The organism is Streptomyces sp. 135 (assembly GCF_020026305.1).
Lineage (GTDB): Bacteria > Actinomycetota > Actinomycetes > Streptomycetales > Streptomycetaceae > Streptomyces.
In genome coordinates, this window is record NZ_CP075691.1 from 4,354,436 (window position 1) to 4,378,748 (window position 24,313).

The following is a 24,313-nucleotide window of genomic DNA, read 5'->3' on the forward strand; positions in this document are numbered from 1 at the left end:
GGTGGTGCTGAAGCGTCAGGTGGGCGGGGCCGCGGACCGCACTGCCGCCAGGGCGGCCAGATGGCGCTCGACCGTGCGTCCGATGGCCGCCGCCGGGGCGGGCCGCAGCATCTGCTGGTGACCGCAGTCCACGTCGTACGCGTCGATGTCCCGGCCGAGGTGCGGACCCCAGCTCCTGACCTTGAGGGCGCGCTCCTCGGCGGTCGGCCCGCGGTGGTCGCCGCTGTCCCCGCCGGCCGCCACGAAGAGCGTCATCGGGCAGCCGTCGAACCGGCCGGGGGTGAACCGCTGGAACAGCTCCAGGTTGTTGCGCATGACTCTCAGCAGGCGCTCCAGGGTGTCCTGGCCGAGCCCGGCGAGCGGGCCGCCGCCGCGTGCGAGGTGTGCGGCGACGCCCTCCGGGGTGAGCCGGCCGGGCCCCGCCGCTTCGGCGCCGGCCTCCGCCAGGAAGTCGGCGAGGAACTCCTCGTCGGTCGGGCGGAGACCCCGCGCGTCGTCGGGGTACGCGTCCAGGTTGGCCAGGTACGCCACTTCCTCGCCCCGCTCGCGCAGCCGTACGGCCATCTCATGCGCGACGACGCCGCCGTAGGACCAGCCGAGCAGGTGGTACGGGCCCGTCGGCTGGATGCTCGTGATCCGGTCCAGGTAGTCGTCGGCGACGTCCCGGAGGTCCTTGGGCAGGGGTTCGGCCTCGGCGATGCCGCGCGCCTGGAGGGCGTGGACGGGCTGCTCCGGGTCCAGGTGCCCGGCGAGCGCCGTGAACGGGATGCCGAAGCCGAGGCCGCCGTGCACGCAGAAGAGCGGAGGCCTGCTGCCGGTGGCGCGGATCGGCAGGACCGGCCCGAGCAGGTCGAGTTCACCGCCGGTGGTGTCCGCGCTCGCGGCCAGGGCGGCGACGGTGCGGTGCTCGAAGACGGCGGCGAGGCTGATCCGCAGCCCTGCGCGGGCAGCGCTGTTGACCAGCCTGATCGCCTTGAGACTGTCCCCGCCGAGTGCGAAGAAGGCGTCGTCGGGGCCGATCGGGCCGATGTCCAGCACGTCCTGGACGGCCAGGCACAGCAGCCGTTCCCGCTCGGTGCGGGGCCCGCGCGGAGGGTGCTCGCCGGTTGCCGTGGCGGGACGGGCCGGCGCGGCCGGCAGGGACGTGACGTCGAGCTTGCCGTTGCTGGTCAGCGGCAGTTCGGACAGCGCGACCCAGCTGCCGGGCACCATGTAGCCGGGCAGCCGCAGCGCCAGGTACTGCTGCAGCTCCGCGGCTTCGGGGTGCCCGTGGTCCGGGGCGGGTACGACATAGGCGACCAGGTGCCGCCGGCCGTCGCGCCCGGCGGGGGCCAGGACGGCGGCCCGTGCCACCGCCGGGTGGGCGGCCAACAGCTGCTCGATCTCGCCGAGTTCGATGCGGAAGCCCCGGATCTTCACCTGCTGGTCCGCGCGGGCCACGTAGTCGATGCGCCCCTGGCCGTCCCAGCGGACCAGGTCGCCCGTGCGGTACATCCGGGCACCCGGCGCCCCGTACGGGCAGGCCACGAAGCGCTCGGCGGTCAGGCCGGGCCGGTCGAGGTATCCGCGGGCGAGCCCCTCGCCCGCCAGGTACAGCTCGCCGACCACCCCGCGCGGCACCGTGCGCAGCGCCTCGTCCAGGACGTACGCGCGGGTGTCACCGATGGGCAGGCCGATCGGGACGCTGCCGCCGTCGGTGGCCAGGGCCGTGTCCTGGATGGTGGCGAAGGTGGTGGTCTCCGTCGGCCCGTACACGTTGTGGACGTCCGTGTCCGGCAGTGCGGCCCGCAGCCGTTCGATGTGCTCCTTGGAGAGCGCCTCGCCGCCGGTGAGCAGCGCCCGCAGGGGGGCGAGGGCGCGCGGCCGCGTGTCGGCGAGGGTGTTGACGAACTGGGTGGTGAGGAAGGCGATCGTCACCCCGGCCCGGCCGAGGAACGCCTGAAGGGTCTCGGGGTCCGCGGGCCCCGGCGGGCAGACCGCGAGGCGCGCGCCGTGGGTGAGCGGTCCCCAGAGCTCGAAGGTGGACGCGTCGAAGGCGACCGGCGCGAAGTACAGGAAGGTGTCGTCGCGGGTGATGCGCAGCTGGGGCAGCCCGCACACCAGCCGTGCGGCGGCCCGGTGGGAGACGGCGACGCCCTTGGGCCTGCCGGTGGAGCCCGAGGTGTAGATGACGTAGAGCAGGTCGTCGGGGTCGGGGCGTACGGCGGGCGCGGGAGTGCCGGGCAGCCCGGCGAGGACATCGCGGGTGGCGGGCGCGTCGAGGACCACGGTCTCCGGGGGGAGGCCGCCGGCTCCAGGCGTCCCGGCTGCGGCGGTGGCCGCGTCCGCGAGGCGGTCCGCCAGTGACTCCTGGGTCAGCAGGAGGCGGGCCCCGCTGTCCGCGAGCATGCCGCGCACCCGCTCGTCCGGGTGGGACGGGTCGATGGGCAGGTAGGCCGCGCCCGCCTTGGCGACGGCCAGGACGGCTGTCACCACGGCGGGGCCGCGTTCCAGGCACAGGGCCACGAGGTCGCCGCGCCGGGCGCCCCGGTCGATCAGGAGGTGCGCCAGGCGGTTGGCCTCGGCGTCCAGTTCGGCGTACGTGGTCCGTACGAGCCGGCCGGGGGCGCCGGGCTCCGCGTGGATCAGCGCGACCGCGTCCGGTGCGGCGGCGACCTGCCGGGCCACCAGGTCGGTGACCGTGGTCCGGGGGGTGCCGAGGTGGTGGGTGCCGAGGGCCAGGAGTTCCGTTTGCTCCTCGGGGTCGAGGATGTCCAGGCGGGACAGCGGCCGGTCGGGCTCGGCGAGCGCGGCGGCCAGCAGCCGCAGGTAGGCGTCGGTGATACGGCGGGCCGTGGTGGGCTCGAAGAGGTCGGAGCTGTACTCGACGGTGAGCGTGAGGCCCCGGCCGTGCTCGCGGCCCGGCTCGCCCTCCTCGGTGAACTGGAGGAAGAGGTCCCACTTGGCCGTGGCGCCGGGCATCGGCTCCTGCCGTACCAGGAGCGCGGCGTCCGCGTCCGTGCGGGCTGTGTGGGCCGTGGCCGCCGCGCTCGGCGCGTTCGGTGCGTCCGGCGCCTCCTGATGGCCGAGCATCACCTGGAACAAGGGGTGCCGGGACATGGACCGCTCGGGATTGACCGCCTCCACGAGCTTCTCGAAGGGCACGTCCTGGTGCCGGTAGGCCGCCAGGTCGTACTCCTTGACCCGGTCCACCAGTGCCCGCAGGCCCGGGTCGCCAGAGGTGTCGGTGCGCAGCACCAGCGTGTTCACGAACATGCCGACGACGTCGTCGAGGCGCTCGTCCGTGCGGCCCGCCACGGGGCTGCCGAGCGGGATGTCGGTGCCCGCGCCGAGCCGGGTGAGCAGCGCCGCGAGCGAGGCCTGGAGCACCATGAACACGCTCACACCCCACCGCGCCGCCAGCTCGCGCAGGTCACGGGCGAGCGCGTCGGGGACGGCCGTCCGCACGGTACCGCCGCGGTGGCTGGTCCGTGCTCCGCGCGGGAAGTCGAAGGGCAGCGCCAGCTCCTCCGGCAGGCCTTCCAGCGCCTTGGTCCAGTAGGCGAGTTGGCGGGCGAGCTCGCTGTCCGCGTCGCTCTCGTCGCCGAGCACCCGCCGTTGCCACAGGGCGTAGTCGGCGTACTGCACGGGTAGCGGCGGCAGTGCGGGCGCGCGGCCGGCGCGGCGCGCCTCGTAGGACTCGGTCAGATCGCGGGTGAGCGGCGCGAGGGACCACCGGTCGCCCGCGATGTGGTGCAGGACCAGGAGCAGGACGTGCTCGTCGGGGCCGAGCGCGAAGAGGCGGGCCCGCACCGGGATCTCCGTCGCCAGGTCGAAGCCGCGGGCGGCCTCGGCGGCGAGCAGGGAGGGCAGGACCGGCTCGGTCGTGACGCTCACCGGCAGGGGTACGGGGGCGTCGCCCGGCTCGAGCACGCGCTGCTCGGCCGGGCCGACGCCGCCCGGGGAATCGGCGCCAGGGCCGGGGGAGGACCCGGCGCCGATGGTCTTGGGGCCGTGCGGGGCGGCGGTCCCGGGCAGCGGCGGGAAGACGGTGCGCAGCGCCTCGTGGCGCGCGACGACATCGTGCAGTGCCGCCTCCAGGGCCACCACGTCCAGGTCTCCGGAGAGCCGCACCGCCAGGGGGATGTTGTAGAGCCCGCCGGGCGCGCCGAGGTGTTCGATGAACCAGAGGCGTTGCTGCGCGTACGACAGCGGCAGCCGTTCCGGGCGCGGGCCCGCGACGAGCGGGGCCCTGCTCCGCTCCGCGCCGGGCAGCCGGGTGGCGAGCCGTGCCACGGACGGGGCCTCGAACAGGTCCCGCACCTGGAGTTCGACGGCCAGCTCGGCGCGGACCCGGTTGACGATGCGCGTCGCGAGCAGCGAGTGGCCACCGAGGGCGAAGAAGTCGTCGTCCACGCCCACCCGTTCGAGCCCGAGGACCTCGGCGAAGACGCCGCAGAGCACCTCTTCCTCGCGGGTGCGCGGGGCGCGCGCCGACGTGGCGTACTCGGGCGCGGGCAGGGCGCGGCGGTCGAGCTTGCCGTTGGCGGTCAGGGGCAGGGCGGCCAGCGGGACGAACGCCGCCGGGACCATGTAGTCGGGCAGCCGCTCACCGGCGAACCGCCTCAGCTCCGCGGCGAGGGCAGCGCCGTCCGTCCCGTCGTCGTCCACCACCACGTACGCGACGAGGCGCTGGTCGCCCGGCCGGTCCTCACGGGCCAGCACGGCGGCCTCGGCGACCCGCGGGTGCCCGCCGACGACCGTCGCGATCTCGCCCAACTCGATGCGGAAACCGCGCAGTTGCACCTGCTCGTCGGCGCGTCCGAGGTAGTCGAGGGTGCCGTCCGGCCGCCACTGCCCCAGGTCGCCGGTGCGGTACATGCGGGCGCCCGCGGGGCCGAACGGGCAGGCCACGAAGCGGGCGGCCGTCAGGTCGGGGCGTCCCAGGTAGCCGCGTGCCAGGCCGGGGCCCGCGACGTACAGCTCACCGGGCACGCCCGCGGGTACGGGTTGCAGCGCGCTGTCGAGGACGTACACCCGCAGGTCGGGGATGCCGCGCCCGATCACACTGGCGCCGCCCCCGGCCGCCGTCGCCGCGTCGAGAGCGTGGTGGGAGACGTGCACGGTGGTCTCGGTGATCCCGTACATGTTGACCAGGAGCGGCGCGCCGGTGCCGTGGTCGCCGTGGCGCGCGTACCAGTCGTCGAGCCTGCCCACGTCGAGCGCCTCGCCGCCGAACACCACGTGCCGCAGGGCGAGTTCGCGCGGCGGACGGGCTTCGGCATCGGCGCGCATGAGCTGGTGGAAGGCGGAGGGCGTCTGGTTGAGGACGGTGACCCGTTCCTCGGCGAGCAGGTCGAGGAAGGCGTCCGGCGCGCGCGACACGTCGTACGGCACGACGACCAGGCGCCCGCCGCGCAGGAGCGCGCCCCACAGCTCCCACACCGTGAAGTCGAAGGCGATGGAGTGGAAGAGCGTCCAGACGTCGTCGGAGCCGAAGCCGAAGAGCGGGTCGGTGGAGTCGAGGAGCCGCACCACGTTCTGGTGCGGCACCACCACGCCCTTGGGGCGGCCCGTGGACCCGGAGGTGTAGATGACGTACGCGGGGTGCTCGGGACCGACGGCGGAGCCCGGGTCGGTGTCCGGGCCCGCGGCTAGCTCGGCCCGCGTCCGTTCGTCACCGAGGTCGACGCGCTCCACGGCGAGCCCGTGCGGCGGCTCGGGGAACTGTCCGTCAGCGGTCAGCAGGAGCGCCGGGCGCGCGTCGCGCAGCGTGTAGGCGATGCGGTCGGCGGGGTGGCCGGGTTCGAGCGGCAGATAGGCGGCGCCCGCCTTGAGGACGGCGAGCACCGCGACGATCAGGTCGGCGCCGCGCGGCAGCGCGAGCGCCACGAACGTCTCGGGCCCCGCACCCCGCCGGATGAGGAGGTGGGCGAGCCGGTTGGCGCGCGCGTCGAGGTCGCGGTAGGTCAGGGAGGTGCCGGGCCCCTCGGACGCGGGCACCGTCACCGCGACGGCGTCGGGTGTCCGCGCGGCCTGCGCGGCGAAGAGCGCGGGGATGGTCGTACGGCGAGAGGGCGTCCCGGAGGTGTCCGGGCCGCCGCCGCTCCACTCGGTGAGGATGCGGTGCCGTTCGGCGGGTTCCAGGGTGCCGAGGTGTGCGAGAAGGGTGTCCGGGTCGTCGGCGACCTCACCCAGGACGCGGGCGAGGCGGTCGAGGAGCCGCCGGGCGTCCTGCGGCTTTGTCGGCGAGGCCTTGTGGGCGAGGTGCAGTTCCAGGCGTTCGCCGGGGAACACGGTGAGGCTCAGCGGGTAGTGCGTGGCCGAGCGCACCTGCGCCGCGCTCACCGCGCCCGCCGACTCCCGGCGCAGGCTCTCCTCGTCCAGCGGGTAGTTCTGGAAGGCCAGCACGGTGTCGAAGAGTTCGCCCTGGACGGCGGAGGCGGCCTGTACCTCGGCGAGCGGCAGGTGCTCGTGCGGCATCATCGCGATCTGCTGCCGGGCCAGTTCCCGGAACAGGTCGCTCGCCCGCAGGCCGGGGCGGAGACGGGCGCGCACGGGCAGTGTGTTGGCGAAGAGCCCGATCATCGACTCGACGCCCGGTACCTCGGCGGGGCGGCCTGAGGTGACGGCGCCGAAGACGACGTCCTGGCGTCCGGTGAGCCGTCCGAGGAGCAGCGCCCAGCAGCCCTGGACGACGGAGTTGAGGGTGAGCCCCTGGCCGCGGGCCCAGCCGGCGAGCGCCGCCGTCCGCTCGCGGGACAGGGCGTGCCGCACGGTGACGGGCAGCTCCGGCGAGGGTTCCGCGTGGGGCAGGGCGCGCACGGGGCCGTCGAGACCGTCGAGCAGCTCGGCCCACGCCGCCCGCGCCGCGTCCCGGTCCCGGCTCTGCAGCCAGGCCAGGTAGGAGCGGTAGGGCAGGGGCGCGGGCAGCTCCGCGCTGCCGTGCCCCTGGCCGAGCAGCAGCAGTTCGCGTACGGCGAGCGGGAAGGACCAGCCGTCCATGAGGATGTGGTGCACGGACCACAGCAGCCGGTGGTGCCGCTCGCCGAGCCGGATCAGCGTGAACCTCATCAGGGGCGGCCGTGCCGGGTCGAACGGGCGCAGCCGGTCCTCGTGCTCGATCCGCCGCGCCTGCGCCGCGCGCTCGGCTTCGGGGAGCCGGGTCAGGTCCCGGACCTCCCAGTCCGGTTCCATCCCTTCTTCCTTGAGGACGACCTGGACGGGTTCACCGTTCTTGCGGTTGCGGAAGCAGGCCCGCAGGTTCGGGTGGCGGCGCAGCAGGGCGGCCGCGGCGGCGCGCAGGCGATCGCCGGTCTCCTCGGCGTCCCCATCGACGTCCGCTTCGATGTCCGCGACGAACTGGAGCGTGTAGAGGGCGGCTTCCGCCCGGTCGTACGCGGACAGGAAGAGCAGCCCCTGCTGGAGCGGCGAGAGCGGCAGCACTTCACTGATCTTCGACCCGGTCTTGGGCGCGGTCACGACAAATCCTCACTCAGCTCGAGTTCGAGGTCGGCGAGTTCCTCGTCGGAGAGGGCGATCAGGCTGCTCTCCGGGTCCACGGCGGGCACGGGCGGCTCGTCCCGCTCCCGCTCGGCGGCGGTGTGGGCGAGGGCGGCGACGGTCTTGTGGGTGAAGATGTCGCGGGTGGTGAGGGGGAGTCCGGCCTTGCGGGCGCGGCTGACGACCTGGATGGAGCGGATGCTGTCGCCGCCGAGGGCGAAGAAGTCCTCGTCGATGCCGACGGCTGACTGGCCGAGGACCTCGCCGAAGATGCCGCACAGGACCCTCTCCGGCTCGTCGCGCGGCCCGCGCCGCTCCGCCTCGTCCATGTGTGCGGGCTTGGGCAGGGCCTTGCGGTCGAGCTTGCCGTTGGGGGTGAGCGGCATGGCGTCAAGGACCAGCCAGGAGGCGGGGATCATGTACGCGGGCAGCAGCCCGGACAGGTGCTGCTGGACGCGTTCGGGGTCGGGGGCCGTTCCCACGCCGGAGAGGTAGCCGACGAGCCGCGGGTTGCCGGAGGCGTCGGGCACTACGGCGACGGCGGCGTCCGCGACGCCGTCGAGCCCTCGGACGACGGCCTCGATCTCGCCCAGTTCCACGCGGCGTCCGCGGATTTTGACTTGGTGGTCGCGGCGTTCGATGAATTCGAGTTGTTCGTCGGGGCGTTGGATGACGCGGTCGCCGGTGCGGTACATGCGGGTGCCGGGTCCGGCGAAGGGGTCGGCCATGAAGGTGGTGGCGGTGCGGGCGGGGTCGTGGAGGTAGCCGCGGCCGACGCCGGCTCCTCCGACGTAGAGCTCGCCGGGGGTTCCGGTGGGGACGGGCTGGAGTTCGTCGCTGAGGACGTACAGGCGGGTGTTGCGGACCGGGGCGCCGATGGGGACGCGTCCGTTGAGGGTGTCGGTTGCCGTGATGACGGCGTGGGTGACGTCGTCGGAGCACTCGGTGGGTCCGTAGGCGTTCATGAGGGGGATGTGCGGGTAGCGGGTGTGCCACCGTGCGCACAGGTCGGCGGGGAGGGCCTCGCCGGTGACCATGAGCCAGCGCAGGTCGGGGAGTTGGGGGGCGTCGTCTTGTATGTCCCAGGCGTCCAGGGCGGCTCGCAGGAGTGAGGGCACTACTTCGAGGACGGTGATCTGTTCGGTGTGGGCCATGGTGAACAGGGCGGCGGGGTCGGCGGCCATCTCGGTGCCGGAGACCCGTACCTGGCCGCCTACGAGGAGGGGTGCCAGCATCTGCCATACGGACACGTCGAAGGTCAGGGGCGCGTTCTGCACCACGGTCTCGCCTGCTGCCAGGTCCAGGTCGCCGACCTTGGCCCACAGGTGGTTGACCATGCCCGAGCGCTGCACCATCGCACCCTTGGGACGGCCCGTCGAACCCGATGTGAACATCACATACGCCAGATCCAGACCGTCACCCACGGCCGGCGGCACCGCCCGCGCGGTCAGACCGTCCTCCAGAGCGATGACGGTGACGGGAGCGGCCGCGTCCTGTACGGCGGTCAGCTCGCGGGCGCTTACCTCGTACCCGGCACCGACGAGCAGGAAGCGGGCCCCGCTGTCCGCCAGCAGAGCGGCGTTGCGGGCCACCGGAGCCGCCGGGTCCAGCGGCAGGTAGGCACCGCCCGCACCCAGGACACCCAGCACACCCGCCACGAACGGCACACCCGGATCGGCCAGCATCGCCACCACCGAACCCGTGGCCACACCGCGCCCGGTGAGTGACTGGGACAGGCCGCCGGCCGACTCCACCAGCTCCCGGTAGGTGACGGATCCTGCGTTGTCCGTGACGGCGGTCCCGTCGGGGATCCGGTCGGCGACGGAGCGTACGCGCTCGACGACGCCGAGGCTCTCCTCGGTGATCGACGGGTCCCAGGTGCCCAGCAGGCCGCCGAGCTCACCGGGCGCACCGGCTCTGCCGAGGATCGCGGGAGCCGTCACGTCGATCCGGGCGATGGGCAGCTCGGGGTGTTCGGCCACCGTGCGCAGCAGGTGCTCGAACATCACGGCGATCCGCTCGACGTCCGCACGCGTGAACAGGTCCGGCGCGTAGTCCAGGCGCAGGTTCAGGGTGTCGCCGGGGAAGACGGCCATGCTCAGCGGGTGGTGACGTGCGTCCCTGGCCTCGGCGCTCACCACGCGCGGGCCCCCGTCGGAGGTACCGGTGTCCAGACCACCCGCGTCCAGCGGGAAGTTCTCGAAGAGCACCACCGTGTCGAAGACCTCGCCGGAGAGCCCGGCGGCCTTGTGGATCTCGACGAGGCCGAGGTGCTCGTGCGGGAGCAGCGCCGTCTGCTGGTCCTGGAGGGCGCGCAGCAGCTCCGTCAGGGTGGCCCCGGGGTGCAGGCGGGTGCGGACCGGGACCGTGGTGAGGAACATGCCGATCATCGACTCGACGTCCGGCACCTCGGCGGGGCGGCCTGAGGTGACGGCGCCGAAGACGACGTCCTGGCGTCCGGTGAGCCGTCCGAGGAGCAGTGCCCAGCAGCCCTGGACGACGGAGTTGAGGGTGAGCCCCTGGCCGCGGGCCCAGCCGGCGAGCGCCGCCGTCAGCTCCGGGGACACCTCGGCCCGTACGGAGTCGGGCAGCACCGGCGCGCGGTCGGGGTCGGCCGGGACGAGCAGCGTGGGCTCGGTCACGTCGCCGAGCACCGCGCTCCAGGCCCGCCGGGCCTCGTCGCGGTCCTGCGCCGTGAGCCAGGCCAGGTAGGAGCGGTACGGGGCGGGGTCCGGCAGTGCAGTGACGTCCGCGCCGGGCGCGCAGAGCGCGAACAGCTCCTTCACGAGGAGCGGCATCGACCAGCCGTCGACCAGGATGTGGTGGCTGGTCCAGATGAAGCGGTGCCGTCCCTCGCCGTGGGTGACGAGCGTGAAGCGCAGCAGCGGCGGGGCCGCCAGGTCGAAGCGCCGGGTGCGCTCGGATTCGGTGATCCGGTCGAGCTCGGCGGCGCGCTCGGCCTCGGGGAGGTGGCGCAGGTCGGCCTCGCGCCAGGGCAGCTCGGCGCTCTGCGGGACGATCTGCACCGGAGTGCCGCCGGGGCGGGCCCGGAAGCCGGCGCGCAGGTTCGGGTGCCGGTCGAGGAGGGCCTGCCCGGCGGCGCGCAGCACGGCGGGGTCGAGGCCGCCCGCCACCTCGGCGACGATCTGCAGGGTGTAGACGTCCACGGCCTCCTGGCCGTCCTGCCCGGCCCGGCCGACCTGGCCGTCCTGGCCGTTCCTGCCGTCCTCGGCGCCGGCGGCGTCGTACTCCGCGTGGAACAGCATGCCCTGTTGCAGGGGCGTGAGCGGCAGGATGTCGGCCAGCGCCGTGCCGGAGCGCGCGAGGTCGGCCTCGTACTCCTCGATCTCCTCCTGGGCCACCTCCACCAGCGGCAGGTCGGAGGGGGTGCGGCCACCCGCGTCCGGGTGGGCGGCGTGCCGGGACAGCAGCTCCAGGGCACGGAACCAGGTCTGCGCGATGTCGTGCGCGTCCTCGTCCGCCACGGCCTGTCCGGCCCAGGCCCAGTTCGCGATCAGGTGCGGGCCGTCGTGGCGGTCCTCGGTCGCGGGCGTGACGTCGATGAGGTGCGGCAGCGGCATGCCGGGGTGCGCCCCGGTGCCGACGACGCCGTCACCGCCGGCGGGCTCCCACAGCCCGGCCTCGCGGGCGTCGAAGCGGCCCATGTAGTTGAAGCCGATCTGCGGCCGGTGGTAACCGGACAGGGTGCGGGCGGCGTGGGGGTTGAGGTAGCGCAGCAGGCCGTGGCCGACGCCTCGGTCGGGCAGGGCGCGCAGTTGTTCCTTGATCCGCTTCAGGGCACCGGACAGCGCCGGGCCGCCCGCCCACACCTCGTCCCAGTCCAGGGGACCGGGGTCGAGACGCACCGGGAAGGCGCTGGTGAACCAGCCGACGGTGCGCGACAGGTCCAGGCCGTCGACGAGCTGTTCGCGGCCGTGGCCCTCCAGTTCGATCAGGGTCTGTGCGTAGTGGGCGTGGCCGTGCCGCCTGCGCCAGTCCGCGACGGCGAGGGCGAGTCCGGTCAGGAGGACGTCGTTGACCTCCGCGTGGAAGGCCGCGGGGACGTCGGTGAGCAGCGGGCCGGTGAGGTCGGGGCCCAGTTCGAGGCGCAGGCCGCGCCGGGTGCCGTAGATGTCCTGGGCGGGATCGAGCCTGCGGGTGCCGACCAGCGGGTCGGGACCCTCCAGGATGTCCTGCCACAGGGCGAGTTCGCCGCCGCGCACCTGGGTGCGGGCCTGCTCGATGAGCAGCCGGGACCAGCTGCGGTACGAGGTGCCCACGGGGTCGAGGGCCGGGGTGCGGCCCTCGGCGAGCGCCTGGCAGGCGGCCTCCAGGTCGGGCAGCAGGATGCGCCAGGACACGCCGTCGACGACGAGGTGGTGGGCGCAGAGCACCAGCCAGCCGGTGCCGGCGCCGGGGCCCGCGTCGAGCAGTACGGCCTGGATCATGACGGCGGCGGCGGGGTCGAGGCGTGCGCGGGCCGCCGCGGCCTGCCGCTCGGCGAGGCCGAGGATGTCCTTGGCGTCCTTGGCGTCCTTGGCGTCCTTGGCATCCTCCGTGCCCGCGCCCGTCGTGCTGTCCGTGCTGCTGTCCGTGCTGTCTGTGGTGTCCGTACTGTCTGTGGTGTCTGTGGTGTCTGCGGGCCTGTTGATGCCGTACGCGCCGCCCGCGTCCACGGTCGCGACCAGGCGTACGCCGTTCAGCGCGCCGGGCGCGAGGACCTCCGTCTGCCAGAGCCCGGGGGACGGCTCGGTGGCCCGGGTGCGCAGGGCGTCGTGGTGGTCGACGACGGCGTGCAGGGCGGCGTCGAGGTGGTCGGCGTCGAGGCCGGCCGGGACGCGTACGACGACGTGCTGGCTGTACTTGACGACGGGACCGGTCAGACTCCGGGTGTCCTCGTGCAACTGCCCCATGATCGGCGTGAGTTCGTACACGCCGACACCTGTGCCGTCGTCACCCGTGCCGATTCCGCTCACGGAGTCCGTGTCGACCCCGCCCGCGGTGCGGGCGAGGGCGGCGACGGTCTTGTGGGTGAAGATGTCGCGGGTGGTGAGGGAGAGTCCGGCCTTGCGGGCGCGGCTGACGACCTGGATGGAGCGGATGCTGTCGCCGCCGAGGGCGAAGAAGTCCTCGTCGATGCCGACGGTTGACTGGCCGAGGACCTCGCCGAAGATGCCGCACAGGATCCTCTCGCGCTCGTCGCGCGGACCGCGTGTCGTGTCCTGCTCGACGGCCGCGGGCTTGGGCAGGGCCTTGCGGTCGAGCTTGCCGTTGGGGGTGAGCGGCATGGCGTCAAGGACCAGCCAGGAGGCGGGGATCATGTACGCGGGCAGCAGCTGGGCGAGCTCGGCGCGGACCCGGGCGGCGTCCACGTCGGGACCGGTCAGGTAACCGAAGAGGCGCGGGTTGCCGGAGGCGTCGGGCAGGACGGCGACCGCGGCGTCGACCACGGTGTCCAGTCCCCTGATGACGGCTTCGATCTCACCGGTCTCCACGCGGCGTCCGCGGATTTTGACTTGGTGGTCGCGGCGTTCGATGAATTCGAGTTGTTCGTCGGGGCGTTGGATGACGCGGTCGCCGGTGCGGTACATGCGGGTGCCGGGTCCGGCGAAGGGGTCGGCCATGAAGGTGGTGGCGGTGCGGGCGGGGTCGTGGAGGTAGCCGCGGCCGACGCCGGCTCCTCCGACGTAGAGCTCGCCGGGGGTTCCGGTGGGGACGGGCTGGAGTTCGTCGCTGAGGACGTACAGGCGGGTGTTGCGGACCGGGGCGCCGATGGGGACGCGTCCGTTGAGGGTGTCGGTTGCCGTGATGACGGCGTGGGTGACGTCGTCGGAGCACTCGGTGGGTCCGTAGGCGTTCATGAGGGGGATGTGCGGGTAGCGGGTGTGCCACCGTGCGCACAGGTCGGCGGGGAGGGCCTCGCCGGTGACCATGAGCCAGCGCAGGTCGGGGAGTTGGGGGGCGTCGTCTTGTATGTCCCAGGCGTCCAGGGCGGCTCGCAGGAGTGAGGGCACTACTTCGAGGACGGTGATCTGTTCGGTGTGGGCCATGGTGAACAGGGCGGCGGGGTCGGCGGCCATCTCGGTGCCGGAGACCCGTACCTGGCCGCCTACGAGGAGGGGTGCCAGCATCTGCCATACGGACACGTCGAAGGTCAGGGGCGCGTTCTGCACCACGGTCTCGCCTGCTGCCAGGTCCAGGTCGCCGACCTTGGCCCACAGGTGGTTGACCATGCCCGAGCGCTGCACCATCGCACCCTTGGGACGGCCCGTCGAACCCGATGTGAACATCACATACGCCAGATCCAACCCACTTCCCACCGCCGGGAGTTCCGTGGCGCAGTCGGCGTCGGCGGGCTCGGCGAGCGCGAGCGCGGTCAGTTCCGTCCGGTCTCCGTCAGCAGCCGTGAGCGCGGACGTGAGCGCGGCCGCCGCCTCCCGGTAGGCGCTGCCCGTGAGCAGGAAGCGGGCGCCGCTGTCCTTCAGCAGAGCGGCGTTGCGGGCCACCGGAGCCGCCGGGTCCAGCGGCAGGTAGGCACCGCCCGCACCCAGGACACCCAGCACACCCGCCACGAACGGCACACCCGGATCGGCCAGCATCGCCACCACCGAACCCGTGGCGATCCGTGCGGTGCCCAGCCGGGAGGCGACGCCCGCGGCCCGTGTCAGCAGCTCGCGGTAGGTGACGCTCCGCGTGCCGTCGGCCACGGCCACGGCGTCGGGGGTGCGCGCCGCCACGGCCCGCACCCGTTCGACGAGTCCCTCGTACGCCTCCCGCTCGGCGGCCGGGTCCCAGGCGCCGAGCACACCGAGGGGCTCACCGGGCGCACCGAGGCCGGTCTGCCCGAGGGGCCGGTCGGCGGGCATCGCGGCGAGGTCGGCCAAGAAGGCCACGAAGCGGGCGAGATGGGCGGCCAGCTCCGCCGAGCCGTACAGCTCGGGGTTGCCGTCGAGGTGGATCTCCATCGTGCCGTCGGCCGTGTTGAGGACGGTCATGATCAGGTCGTTGACGATGCCGGTGGAGAGGTTGACGACCGTGCCCCGGCAGGTGTCGCCGAAGCCGAGCTGCGGGTCCTGGTTGAGGACGTTGATGAACGGCCCGAAAGCACGCCGGTCGTCGATGTGCAGGCCGATGTCCCGGCGGATGCGGTCGCCCCGGTAGCGCTGGTGCTTGAGGGCGCCCGACACCTCCACCCAGGCCTGGCGCAGGAGCTGCGAGCGGGTCATCTCCGGCCGCACGCGCACGGCGAGCGGGAGGTAGTTGGCGAGCATGCCGGGGATCTCACGGCTGACGGCGCCGACGCGTCCGGTCACCGGCAGGGTGAGCAGCGGTTCGGCGACGCCGGTCATGCGCTGCGCGTAGGCGGCCATCGCGGCGACCATCAGGACGGGCATGGTGACCTTGCCGTCCGCGGCCATGGCGCGCAGCGCGTCCGTGGCTTCGGCGTCGAGGCGGCAGGTGTGCCGCAGGGCACCGCGCCCCCGGGCGGGCTCCTGCGCGGAGAAGGAGACGAGCTCGGGCGCCCGCCCGTCTTGGCCACCGGCGGTGAGGCGCCCGGTCCAGTAGGCGCGGTCCCGGTCGACCTTCGGCGAGTCCAGGTAGTCGCGCTCGGCGTCCAGGAGGCGGTGGAAGGGCGGGATGGCATCGCCGTCGAGTTCCGCCTCGGTACCGCCGGCGGCGAGCCGGGTGTAGAGGGCGGCGAGCTTCGGGTACAGCAGCGCGCGGCTGAAGCCGTCGGCGAGGATGTGGTGCATGCAGAGGTAGAGCAGGTGGTGCTCGGGGCCCAGGGTGATGAGCGCGCCGCGGAACAGCGGGAAGTCGGTGACCCTCATGGGCTCGGCGTGATCGGCGCGCATCCACCGTTCGGCGGCGGCGAGCGGATCGTCCTCGCCGCTGAAGTCCATGGGTTTCAGGGGGAGTTGGGCGAGCGGCCGGACGATCTGGCCCGGGGCCCCGGCCTCCTCGACGAACTGCACGCGCAGTCCCTCGGCCTCGTGACCGAGGCGCTGGAGCGCCCGTCCGAGCAGCTCGGTGTCGAGCGGGCCGCGCAGGTCGATGTAGTCGGCCATGTTGTAGGCGAGCGGTCCGGTGGTGAACTGCTCGTCGAACCAGATCTCGGCCTGCGCCGCGGTGAGCGGGAGGACGGCGCCTCGCTTGGTCGTCATTTCTTTCTTCCCCGTCATTCTCAGCCTCAGCTCTGCCCCGACTCCGGACCCAACCGTCCCTGCCACTCAGCCGGAAACCGTCTCGAATCCGGCGTCGAATTCCGTGGCGAGGTCGCCTTCCGCGAGGGCGCCTTCCGCGAGGGTGCCTTCCATGAGGCCGCCCCCCGCGATCCCGCCCTCCGTGATTCCGTCGCTCGTGAGGATTTCGGAACCGAGCGAATTCCGTACCCAGTCGTCGTGGTAGACGGTGTCCATATAGCGCTCGCCCAGGTCCGGCGAAATGGTCACGGCGGTCACCTCGTCGCGAACGCCTCCGGCTCCGTCCCCGTACTGCTCGGAGAGCCAGCGCAGCGAGCCGGCCACGACGGTGCCCGTGGAGCCACCGAAGAGGAATCCGTGCCGCATCAGCTCCCGGCAGGCGCGCACGGTGTCCGCCTCCGCGACGTGGACCGTGTCGTCGACCAGGGACTCGTCGAGGAGGGCGGGCCGCACGCTGGTGCCGAGGCCCGGGATGTGCCGGGTGGCCGCGGGGCCGCCGAAGGTGACGGAGCCGACGCTGTCGACGGCGACGACCCGCACCGAGGGCCGCCGCTCACGGAAGTAGCGGGCACAGCCCATCAGGGTGCCCGTGGTGCCCGCGCCGATGAACAGCACGTTCAGGTCGGGGAACTGCCGGGCGATGGCCGGCGCGGTGGTCCGGTAGTGGGCCAGCGCGTTCCCGGGGCTCAGGTACTGGTTGAGCCAGACCTTCTTCTCGTCGGCGGCCAGCAGCGCCTTGACGTGGCGGATCCGCGCGCCGAGGAAGCCCTCGGTCTCGTGCGGCTCGGTGATGACGTGGACCTCGGCGCCGTAGGACTCCATGGTGCGCCGGGTCACGGCGTTGCAGCGGGAGTCGGTCACGCACAGGAACTTGAAGCCCTTGGCGGCGGCGAGCACGCTCAGGGCGACTCCCATGTTCCCCGATGAGGACTCCACCAGGGTCGAGCCGGCGCCGAGCACACCGGCGGCCTCCGCCTGCGCGACCATCTCGCGAGCGGCCTTCAGCTTGATGGATCCGGCGAAGTTGAATCCCTCGACCTTCAGAAAGAGACGGCGTCCGAAGAACGGCTGCAGATTCACGAAGAGGTCGCTGACATCGAATTCATGCGACGCGGATATAACCGGCACTGACGACTCCTGGCCTTCGGTAACGAATTAGCCTCGCCGTGCACACTCCCTCCGCGCGCTGACGATGGGCTGACGGACTGATGACGGTCCCGGCATCGCAGGCCGGAGGCGGTGCCGGGCGCGTTTCGTCAGCGGGACGTCAGCCCCTCGTCAGTTGCCGGTCAGTGCCATCGGAAATTGTCGAATTCCGATATCTGGCTCTTCCGTGAGGAGCACGGCTTGAATCGCCCGTCCGCCATCAGTGAAGTACTTCCGCTCTCGCCTTTGCAACAGGGTCTGCTCTTTCTTTCCGAGTACCACCGCGAGGAAACGGACGTCTACACCATTCAGCTGGTGGTGGATTTCGAGGAGATGACCGGCTCCGACGTCACCGCCCTGCGCGGTGCGGCCGGCGCGCTTTTGGAACGGCACCCCAATCTGAAGGCCTGCTTCCGGCACCGGAAGAGTGGTGAGGCGATCCAGGTGATCCCCGCCTCGGTGGAGCTTCCGTGGCGCGAGGTGGACCTGGGCGCAGGCGACCGGACGCCCACGGCGGCGGAGCTCGACCTCGTGGCGGAGGAGGACCGGCTGCGCCGCTTCGACCTGTCCCGCCCGCCCCTGCACCGCTTCACGCTGATCAGGGCGGGTGGCGGGCGCTGCCGCCTGGTGTGGACGGTGCACCACATCCTGGTCGACGGGTGGTCGATGGCGGAGCTGATCCGCGAACTCGCGGAACTGGCGAAGGAGTCCGCGTCGGAGCCGCCCGCCGTCTCCACCGCCACCGCCGCCCCCGTGCCCGCCCCCGCCGGACGGGACCTGCCCGCCACCGCCCCCTACCGCGCCCACCTGTCCTGGCTCGACGCGCAGGACAAGGAGGCCGCCAGGCAGGCCTGGTCGGACGCGCTCGCGGGCGTGTCGGAACCGACGCGGCTCGTCCCCGCGGAGGCCGGGAGCGGCGCCCGGGCAAAGGACCGCGGGGCACTGCCCGAGCAGGTCCCCGTCGACCTCACGCCCGAGGCCTCCGCCGCGCTCGTGCGGTTCGCCCGCTCCCGCGGCCTGACCGTCAACGCCGTGGTGCAGGGCTGCTGGGCCCTGCTCCTGTCCAGGCTGACCGGCCAGGACACCGTGGTGTTCGGCGCCGTGACATCGGGCAGGCCGGCGCAGATCCCCGACGTCGAGCGCATGGTGGGCCTGTTCGCCAACACGCTTCCCGTCGCCGTCCACGTGGACCCGTCCCGCACACCGGCCGACCTCTTCGCCGCCGTGCAGCGGGCCCAGACGGACCTCCTCCCGCACGAGCACCTGACGCTGGCGGAGGTGCAGCAGCTCACCCCCGTACGCGGCGAACTCTTCGACACGGCCCTGATGTTCCAGAACTACCCGATAGGACAGCTGCCGCTCACCACGGACGCGAGCCCTCGGGTGACCGGCGTCGACATCCGCTCCGCCACGCACTACCCCGTGACCCTCACCGTCTTTCCCGGCACGCCCCTCGGGCTGACCGTCAACCACATCCCCTCCCGCCTCCCGCACGCCGCCGCCCACCGCGTCGGGCGCCGCTTCGCGCGCCTCCTGGAGGACGCCGTCACCCGGCCCGACGTGCCGTGCGGACGCCTCGACGTCCTGGACCGGGCCGAGCGGGCGGACGTCATCGACGTACGCAACGACACCGCCGCGGACCTCCCCGGGCACTGGCTGGCACCGCTCCTGGAGGAGTGGGCCGTCCGGAGCCCCGACGCCCCGGCGGTCACCTGCGGCGACGAGCGGCTCAGCCACCGGGAGCTGCACGCGCGGGCCGACCGGCTGGCCCACGCCCTGTGCGCGGCGGGCGCGGGACCGGAACGGGTGGTGGCCATCGCGCTCGACCGGTCCTGCGACCTGGTCGTCGCCGCCCTGGCCGTACTCAAGTCCGGCGCGGCCTACCTCCCGCTCGACCCCGACTACCCCGTCGACCGCCTCCACTACATGCTGGCGGACGCCGCGCCCGTGGTGACGCTCACCCACCGCCGCGTCCGGGCCCTCCTCGCCGAGGAGGACGGGGCGAGCGCGGGCGAGCTGTGGGTCCTCGACGAACCGGACGCCTCCGCCGGTCCGCCGGCCGCCGGAGACCTCGGCCTGCCGGGGCCCTTCCCTTCCCCGCGCGCCGACCACCCGGCCTACGTCATCTACACCTCGGGCTCGACCGGCCGTCCCAAGGGCGTCGTCGTGCCGCACGGCGCCCTCACCAACCTGGTCCACGACATGTGCGGGCGCTCCGGCGTCACCGCGGTCGACCGGTTCCTCGCGGTCACGACGTTCGGCTTCGACATCGCCAACCTGGAGCTGTTCGTGCCGCTCGCGGCCGGTGCCGAGCTGCTCGTCGCCGACCGGGAGACCGTGCGCGACCCGGCCGCCCTGGCCACCGCCGTCACGTCGCTCGGTGCCACCCTGATGCAGGCCACACCCAGCCTCTGGCAGGCCCTCGCCGCCGACCACGGGCCCCGGCTGGCCGGGGTCCGTGCCCTGGTGGGCGGCGAGGCGCTGCCCGGGCCGCTCGCCCGCGCACTCACCGCGCATTGCGCGTCCGTCACCAATGTGTACGGCCCGACGGAGACGACGATCTGGTCGACGGCCGCGGCCCTGACAGCCCCCGTGCCCACCGCGCCGCCCACCCCGCGTACGACGGACGACGCGCCGTCCGAGCCGGGCCCGCCCCCCATCGGCGGCCCCCTCGCCAACACCCGCGTGTACGTCCTCGACAGCGCCCTGCGCCCCGTCCCCGACGGCACCTTCGGCGAGCTGTACATCGCCGGGTCGGGGCTCGCCCGCGGATACCTGGGCCGTCCGGGCCTGACGGCGGAGCGTTTCATCGCCGACCCGTTCGGGCCGCCCGGGGCGCGCATGTACCGCACCGGGGACATCGTGCGCTGGGACCCCGCCGGCACGGCCCTCGAGTACGCGGGCCGCAGCGACCACCAGGTCAAGATCCGCGGCTACCGGATCGAGCTCGGCGAGATCGAGTCCGTGCTCGGCGCGCAGCCCGGTGTCCAGCAGGCCGTCGTCACGGCCCGCACCGACCACGGCGGGGAGACCCGCCTGGTCGCCTATGTCGTACCGGCAGGGACCGACCACGACCGGCTGCGGGAGCGCGCGTCCGTGGTGCTGCCCAAGCACATGGTCCCTGCCGTGTACGTTCCCCTGGACGCCCTGCCCCTGACCCCGAACGGCAAGGTCGACCGGAAGGCGCTGCCCGCGCCCCCCGGCGAGCGCGCCGGGGCGGGCAGGGCGCCGGTGGGGGCACAGGAGGAACTGCTGTGCGCGGTCTTCGCGGAGGTGCTCGGCCTGGAGCGGATCGGCGCCGACGACGACTTCTTCGCCCTCGGCGGTCACTCGCTGTCCGCGATCCGGGTCGCCAACCGGCTGCGCTCGGCCCTCGGCGTGGACGTCCCCGTGCGCGCCCTGTTCGACGCCCGCACCGCGCAGGCCCTGGCCCGCACGCTGCCCGAGGCCTCCGGCGCCCCCGCGGGGCCGCCCACCGCGTCCGGCACCCGCCGCCCGCCCCTGCGCGCCCTCCCGCACCGGCCGACCGCCGTCCCCCTCTCGTACGCACAGGAACGCCTGTGGTTCCTGAACCGGATGGACGGCGCGTCCGGCACGTACAACATCCCCCTGGTCGTCCGCCTCCGCGGCCCGCTCGACCCCGCGGCGATGACGGAGGCGGTACGTGATGTGGTCGCCCGGCACGAGAGCCTGCGCACCGTCTTCGCGGAGGCCGACGGACTCCCCGCCCAGCTGCTCCTCTCCCGCGAGGAGGCCGACGAGGCGGGCGCCCGCCTGGAGCACGTGCACCTGCCCGGCGAATCCGCTCTCGCCGCGGTCCTCGCCGCCGAGGCCGCCCACCCCTTCGACCTGTCGTCCCAGGCACCCGTGCGCGCCCGGCTCCTCACCCTGGGCGCCGACTCCCACGTCCTCGCCCTGACGGTGCACCACATCGCCGCCGACGGCTGGTCCCTCGGGCCGCTCGCCCGCGATCTGACGACCGCCTACCGGGCCCGGCTCACGGGCGCGGCACCGCGGTGGGAGCCGCTGCCCGTGCAGTACGCGGACCACGCCCTGTGGCAGCGGGAGCTGCTCGGCGCCAAGAGCGACCCGGACAGCCTGCTCGCGAAGGAACTCGCGCACTGGCGCGAGGCGCTGGCCGGCCTCCCCGAGGAGCTTGACCTGCCCACCGACTTCCCGCGCCCCGCGCGGGCCGGACACCGCGGCAGAAGCGTCGCGTGCACGGTCCCCGCCACAACCCACGCCCGCCTGGCGGATCTCGCGCGGCGCACCACCGCGAGTCTCTTCATGACCGTCCACGCCGGGCTCGCCGCCCTGCTGACCAGGCTGGGCGCGGGCACCGACATCCCACTGGGCAGCCCCGTGGCGGGGCGCACCGACGAGGCGGTCCGCGATCTGGTCGGCTTCTTCGTCAACACGCTCGTCCTGCGCGCCGACACCAGCGGCGACCCCACGTTCACCCACCTGCTCTCCCGGGTGCGGGAGAGCGACCTGACGGCGTACGCCCACGCCGAGCTGCCCTTCGAGCACCTCGTCGAGGAGCTCAACCCGGCCCGCTCACTGGCCCGGCACCCCCTCTTCCAGGTCATGCTGGCCTTCCAGAACAGCGCGGACCCGCTGCCCGAACTGCCGGGCCTCACGGCCGAGGTCGAGCCGGTCGGCACGGTCACGGCGAAGTTCGACCTCTCCTTCCAGGTGACGGAGCGGACGGCCGCGGACGGCACCCCCGACGGCCTGGACATCCTCCTTGAGTACAGCGAGGACCTGTTCACCGAGGCGACGGCGGCTCGTATCGCGCAGGCCCTCGCCACCCTGCTCGACGCCGCGGCGCACACCCCCGACGCCCCGCTCAGCTCGCTGGCCCTGCTCACCCCCGAGGAGCGCCACACGCTCCTCACGGTGTGGAACGGTCACCCCCACCCGCAGCCGCCGGCCACCCTCGTCTCCCTCTTCGAGGCGAACGCGGCCCGCACCCCGGACCAGCCGGCACTGATCGCACCCGATCCGGGCCACGCCGGGCCCGCCCACCTCACCTACGCCGAACTCGACACCCGGGCCAACCAGCTCGCCCACCTCCTCCTGCGGCGCGGTGTCGGACCCGGTGACCTCGTCGCCCTGGCCCTGCCACGCTCCGCCCGGCTGGTGGTCGCGCTGCTCGCCGTCCTCAAGACCGGCGCGGCCTATCTGCCGGTCGACCCGGACTACCCGGCCGAGCGCATCGCGTACATGCTCGGGGACGCGGCACCCGCCGAGGTCCTGACCGACGCGGCGGCCGCCGAGGGCCTTCCCGCGCTGCCCGCCGGAGCCGCCTGCCTCGTCCTCGACGACCCGGACACCCTTGCCCGGCTCGCCGAGGGGCCCGGCACCGGCCCCACCGACGCCGACCGCACCCGCCCGCTGACGCCGCGGGATCGCGCGTACGTCATCTACACCTCGGGCTCGACGGGGCGCCCCAAGGGCGTCGTCGTGCCCCACGCGGGTGCGGCCAACCTGGCCGCCAACCAGCGGGCACGCCTCGGCACCGGGCCCGGCACGCGGGTCCTTCAGTTCGCCTCGTTCAGCTTCGACGCCAGCGTGTGGGAGCTGTGCGCCTCGCTCTTCTCGGGCGGCACACTCGTCCTCGCCACCGCCGACAGCAGACTCTCCCCGGAGATCCTGGTCGACCTGCTGATGGAGCACGGCATCAACCACGTGGTCCTGCCGCCCACCGTGGTCGCCTCGTTCCCGGAGGCCGCCGAGTTCCCCGATGATCTGTGCCTGCTCGTCGGCGGCGAGGCGTGTCCCCCCGCCGTGGCCGAGCGTCTCGCCCGGCTCGGCACCCCGCTGCGCAACGCCTACGGGCCGACCGAGACCTCGGTCTGCGCCACCTGGAGCGAGCCGCTGGCCACGGGCGGCAAGCCGCCGATCGGGCGCCCCCTGGACAACGTCCGGGTGTACGTCCTCGACCCGGCCCTCTCACCGGCACCCGTCGGTGTCACCGGTGAGCTCTACGTCGCCGGTGACGGCCTCGCCCACGGATATCTGGGCCGCCCCGCCACCACGGCCGACCGCTTCGTCGCGGACCCGTTCGGGCCGCCCGGAGCGCGCATGTACCGCACCGGTGACCTCGTGCGCTGGCGGCCCGACGGCACCCTCGACTTCCTCGGCCGCGCCGACCACCAGGTCAAGCTCCGCGGCTTCCGCATCGAGCCGGGCGAGATCGAGGCCACCCTCACCCGCCACCCGGTGGTCGACCAGGCCGCCGTCACCCTCATGCCGTCACGGACCGGCGCCCCGCAGCTGACCGGGTACGTCGTGCCCGTCTCCGGCGTCGCCGCCGTCGACGTGCCCGTCCTGCGCGCGTACGTCGCCGAGTCCCTGCCCGCGCACATGGTGCCCGCGGCCCTGGTGACCCTGCCCGCGCTGCCCCTGACGGCGAACGGCAAGCTCGACACCCGTGCCCTGCCCGACCCCACGGCGGCCGGCGCCACCGAGGCGGTCGCCCCCGGGCGCCCGCCGCGGACGGCCGCCGAGGAGATCCTGGCCGGCGTCTTCTGCGAGCTGCTCGGCCTGGAAGAGGTGGACGCCGACGGCGACTTCTTCGCCCTGGGCGGCGACAGCCTGCGGTCGGTACAGATCGTCAGCCGCGCCGCGAAGGCGGGACTCACGCTCTCGCTGGCCGACGTCTTCGCCCACAAGACGGTGGCGGCCCTCGCCGCGGCCGCCCGCACCACCGCCCCCTCGGCGCCCACCGAGGCCGTCCCGCTCGCCCCACTCCTGCCCATCCGGCCCACCGGCACCGCCGCCCCCCTCTTCTGTGTCCACGGCGGGGTCGGTTTCGGGTTGCCGTACGCGGAACTCGCCCCGCACATCGACGCGGACCGGCCGCTGTACGCCCTCCAGTCCGACGGCATCGCGGCGGACGCGGACGGCTGGGACCGGCCGAAGGACATCCCGGCGCTCGCGGCGACGTACGTCGAACGCGTCAGGCAGGTGCAGCCGCACGGGCCCTACCACCTGCTGGGCTGGTCGTTCGGGGGCCTGGTCGCGCACGAGATGGCCGTCCGGCTCCAGGCGGCGGGCGAGGAGGTCGCCTTCCTGGCGGCACTGGACGTCTATCCCGTGGCGCCCGACGACCCGAACCCCTCCGACGAGGAGATCCGCGCCGCGTTCCTCGAACACCACGCCACGGGCGCCGACATCGGCGCGGAGGACCTGCGCCGTCTCATGGCCGTCATGCGCCACCACACCGACATCGCCCGCGAGTTCAGCCCCGGGCGGTTCGCCGGACCGCTGACACTCTTCGTCGCCGCCGGTGAACAGCAGGCCCCGGACGCCGCACTCCCGCAGCGCTGGCTCCCGCACCTGGAGGGGCCGCTCACCGTGCACGAAGTGCCCTGCGGCCACGAGGAGATGCTCACCCCGCGAGCCGCCCGGGACATCGGCGCCCTGGTCGACGCGGCTCTGGGACATCGCTGAACGCGGCGGCGCGCAGCTCGCTA

At 73.7% G+C, this 24,313-nt stretch carries 4 protein-coding genes; 1 reads left to right on the forward strand and 3 read right to left on the reverse strand.

What is annotated here, in order from left to right; all coding sequences use genetic code 11:
- Positions 1 to 15 precede the first annotated feature (15 nt).
- The 3 genes from KKZ08_RS19680 to sbnA form a co-directional block, all read right to left on the reverse strand.
- On the reverse strand, positions 16 to 7,461 hold the full coding sequence (locus KKZ08_RS19680; RefSeq protein WP_223775700.1) for a non-ribosomal peptide synthetase: 7,446 nt from the start codon (positions 7,459 to 7,461) through the stop codon (positions 16 to 18).
- Positions 7,458 to 15,647, reverse strand: coding sequence for a non-ribosomal peptide synthetase (locus KKZ08_RS19685; RefSeq protein WP_223775701.1), 8,190 nt, complete (start codon positions 15,645 to 15,647; stop codon positions 7,458 to 7,460). The genes KKZ08_RS19680 and KKZ08_RS19685 overlap by 4 nt, the downstream gene beginning before the upstream one ends.
- Before the next feature lie 66 nt (positions 15,648 to 15,713).
- Entirely contained in the window at positions 15,714 to 16,814 is a 1,101-nt protein-coding gene (sbnA, locus tag KKZ08_RS19690) for a 2,3-diaminopropionate biosynthesis protein SbnA (protein ID WP_223775702.1), read from the reverse strand.
- Positions 16,815 to 17,033: 219 nt separating this feature from the next.
- On the opposite strand from sbnA, the gene KKZ08_RS19695 reads away from it, so the two are divergent.
- Positions 17,034 to 24,290: a non-ribosomal peptide synthetase gene (locus KKZ08_RS19695; RefSeq protein ID WP_223775703.1), complete on the forward strand. Its 7,257-nt coding sequence runs from the start codon at positions 17,034 to 17,036 to the stop codon at positions 24,288 to 24,290.
- Positions 24,291 to 24,313 lie beyond the last annotated feature (23 nt).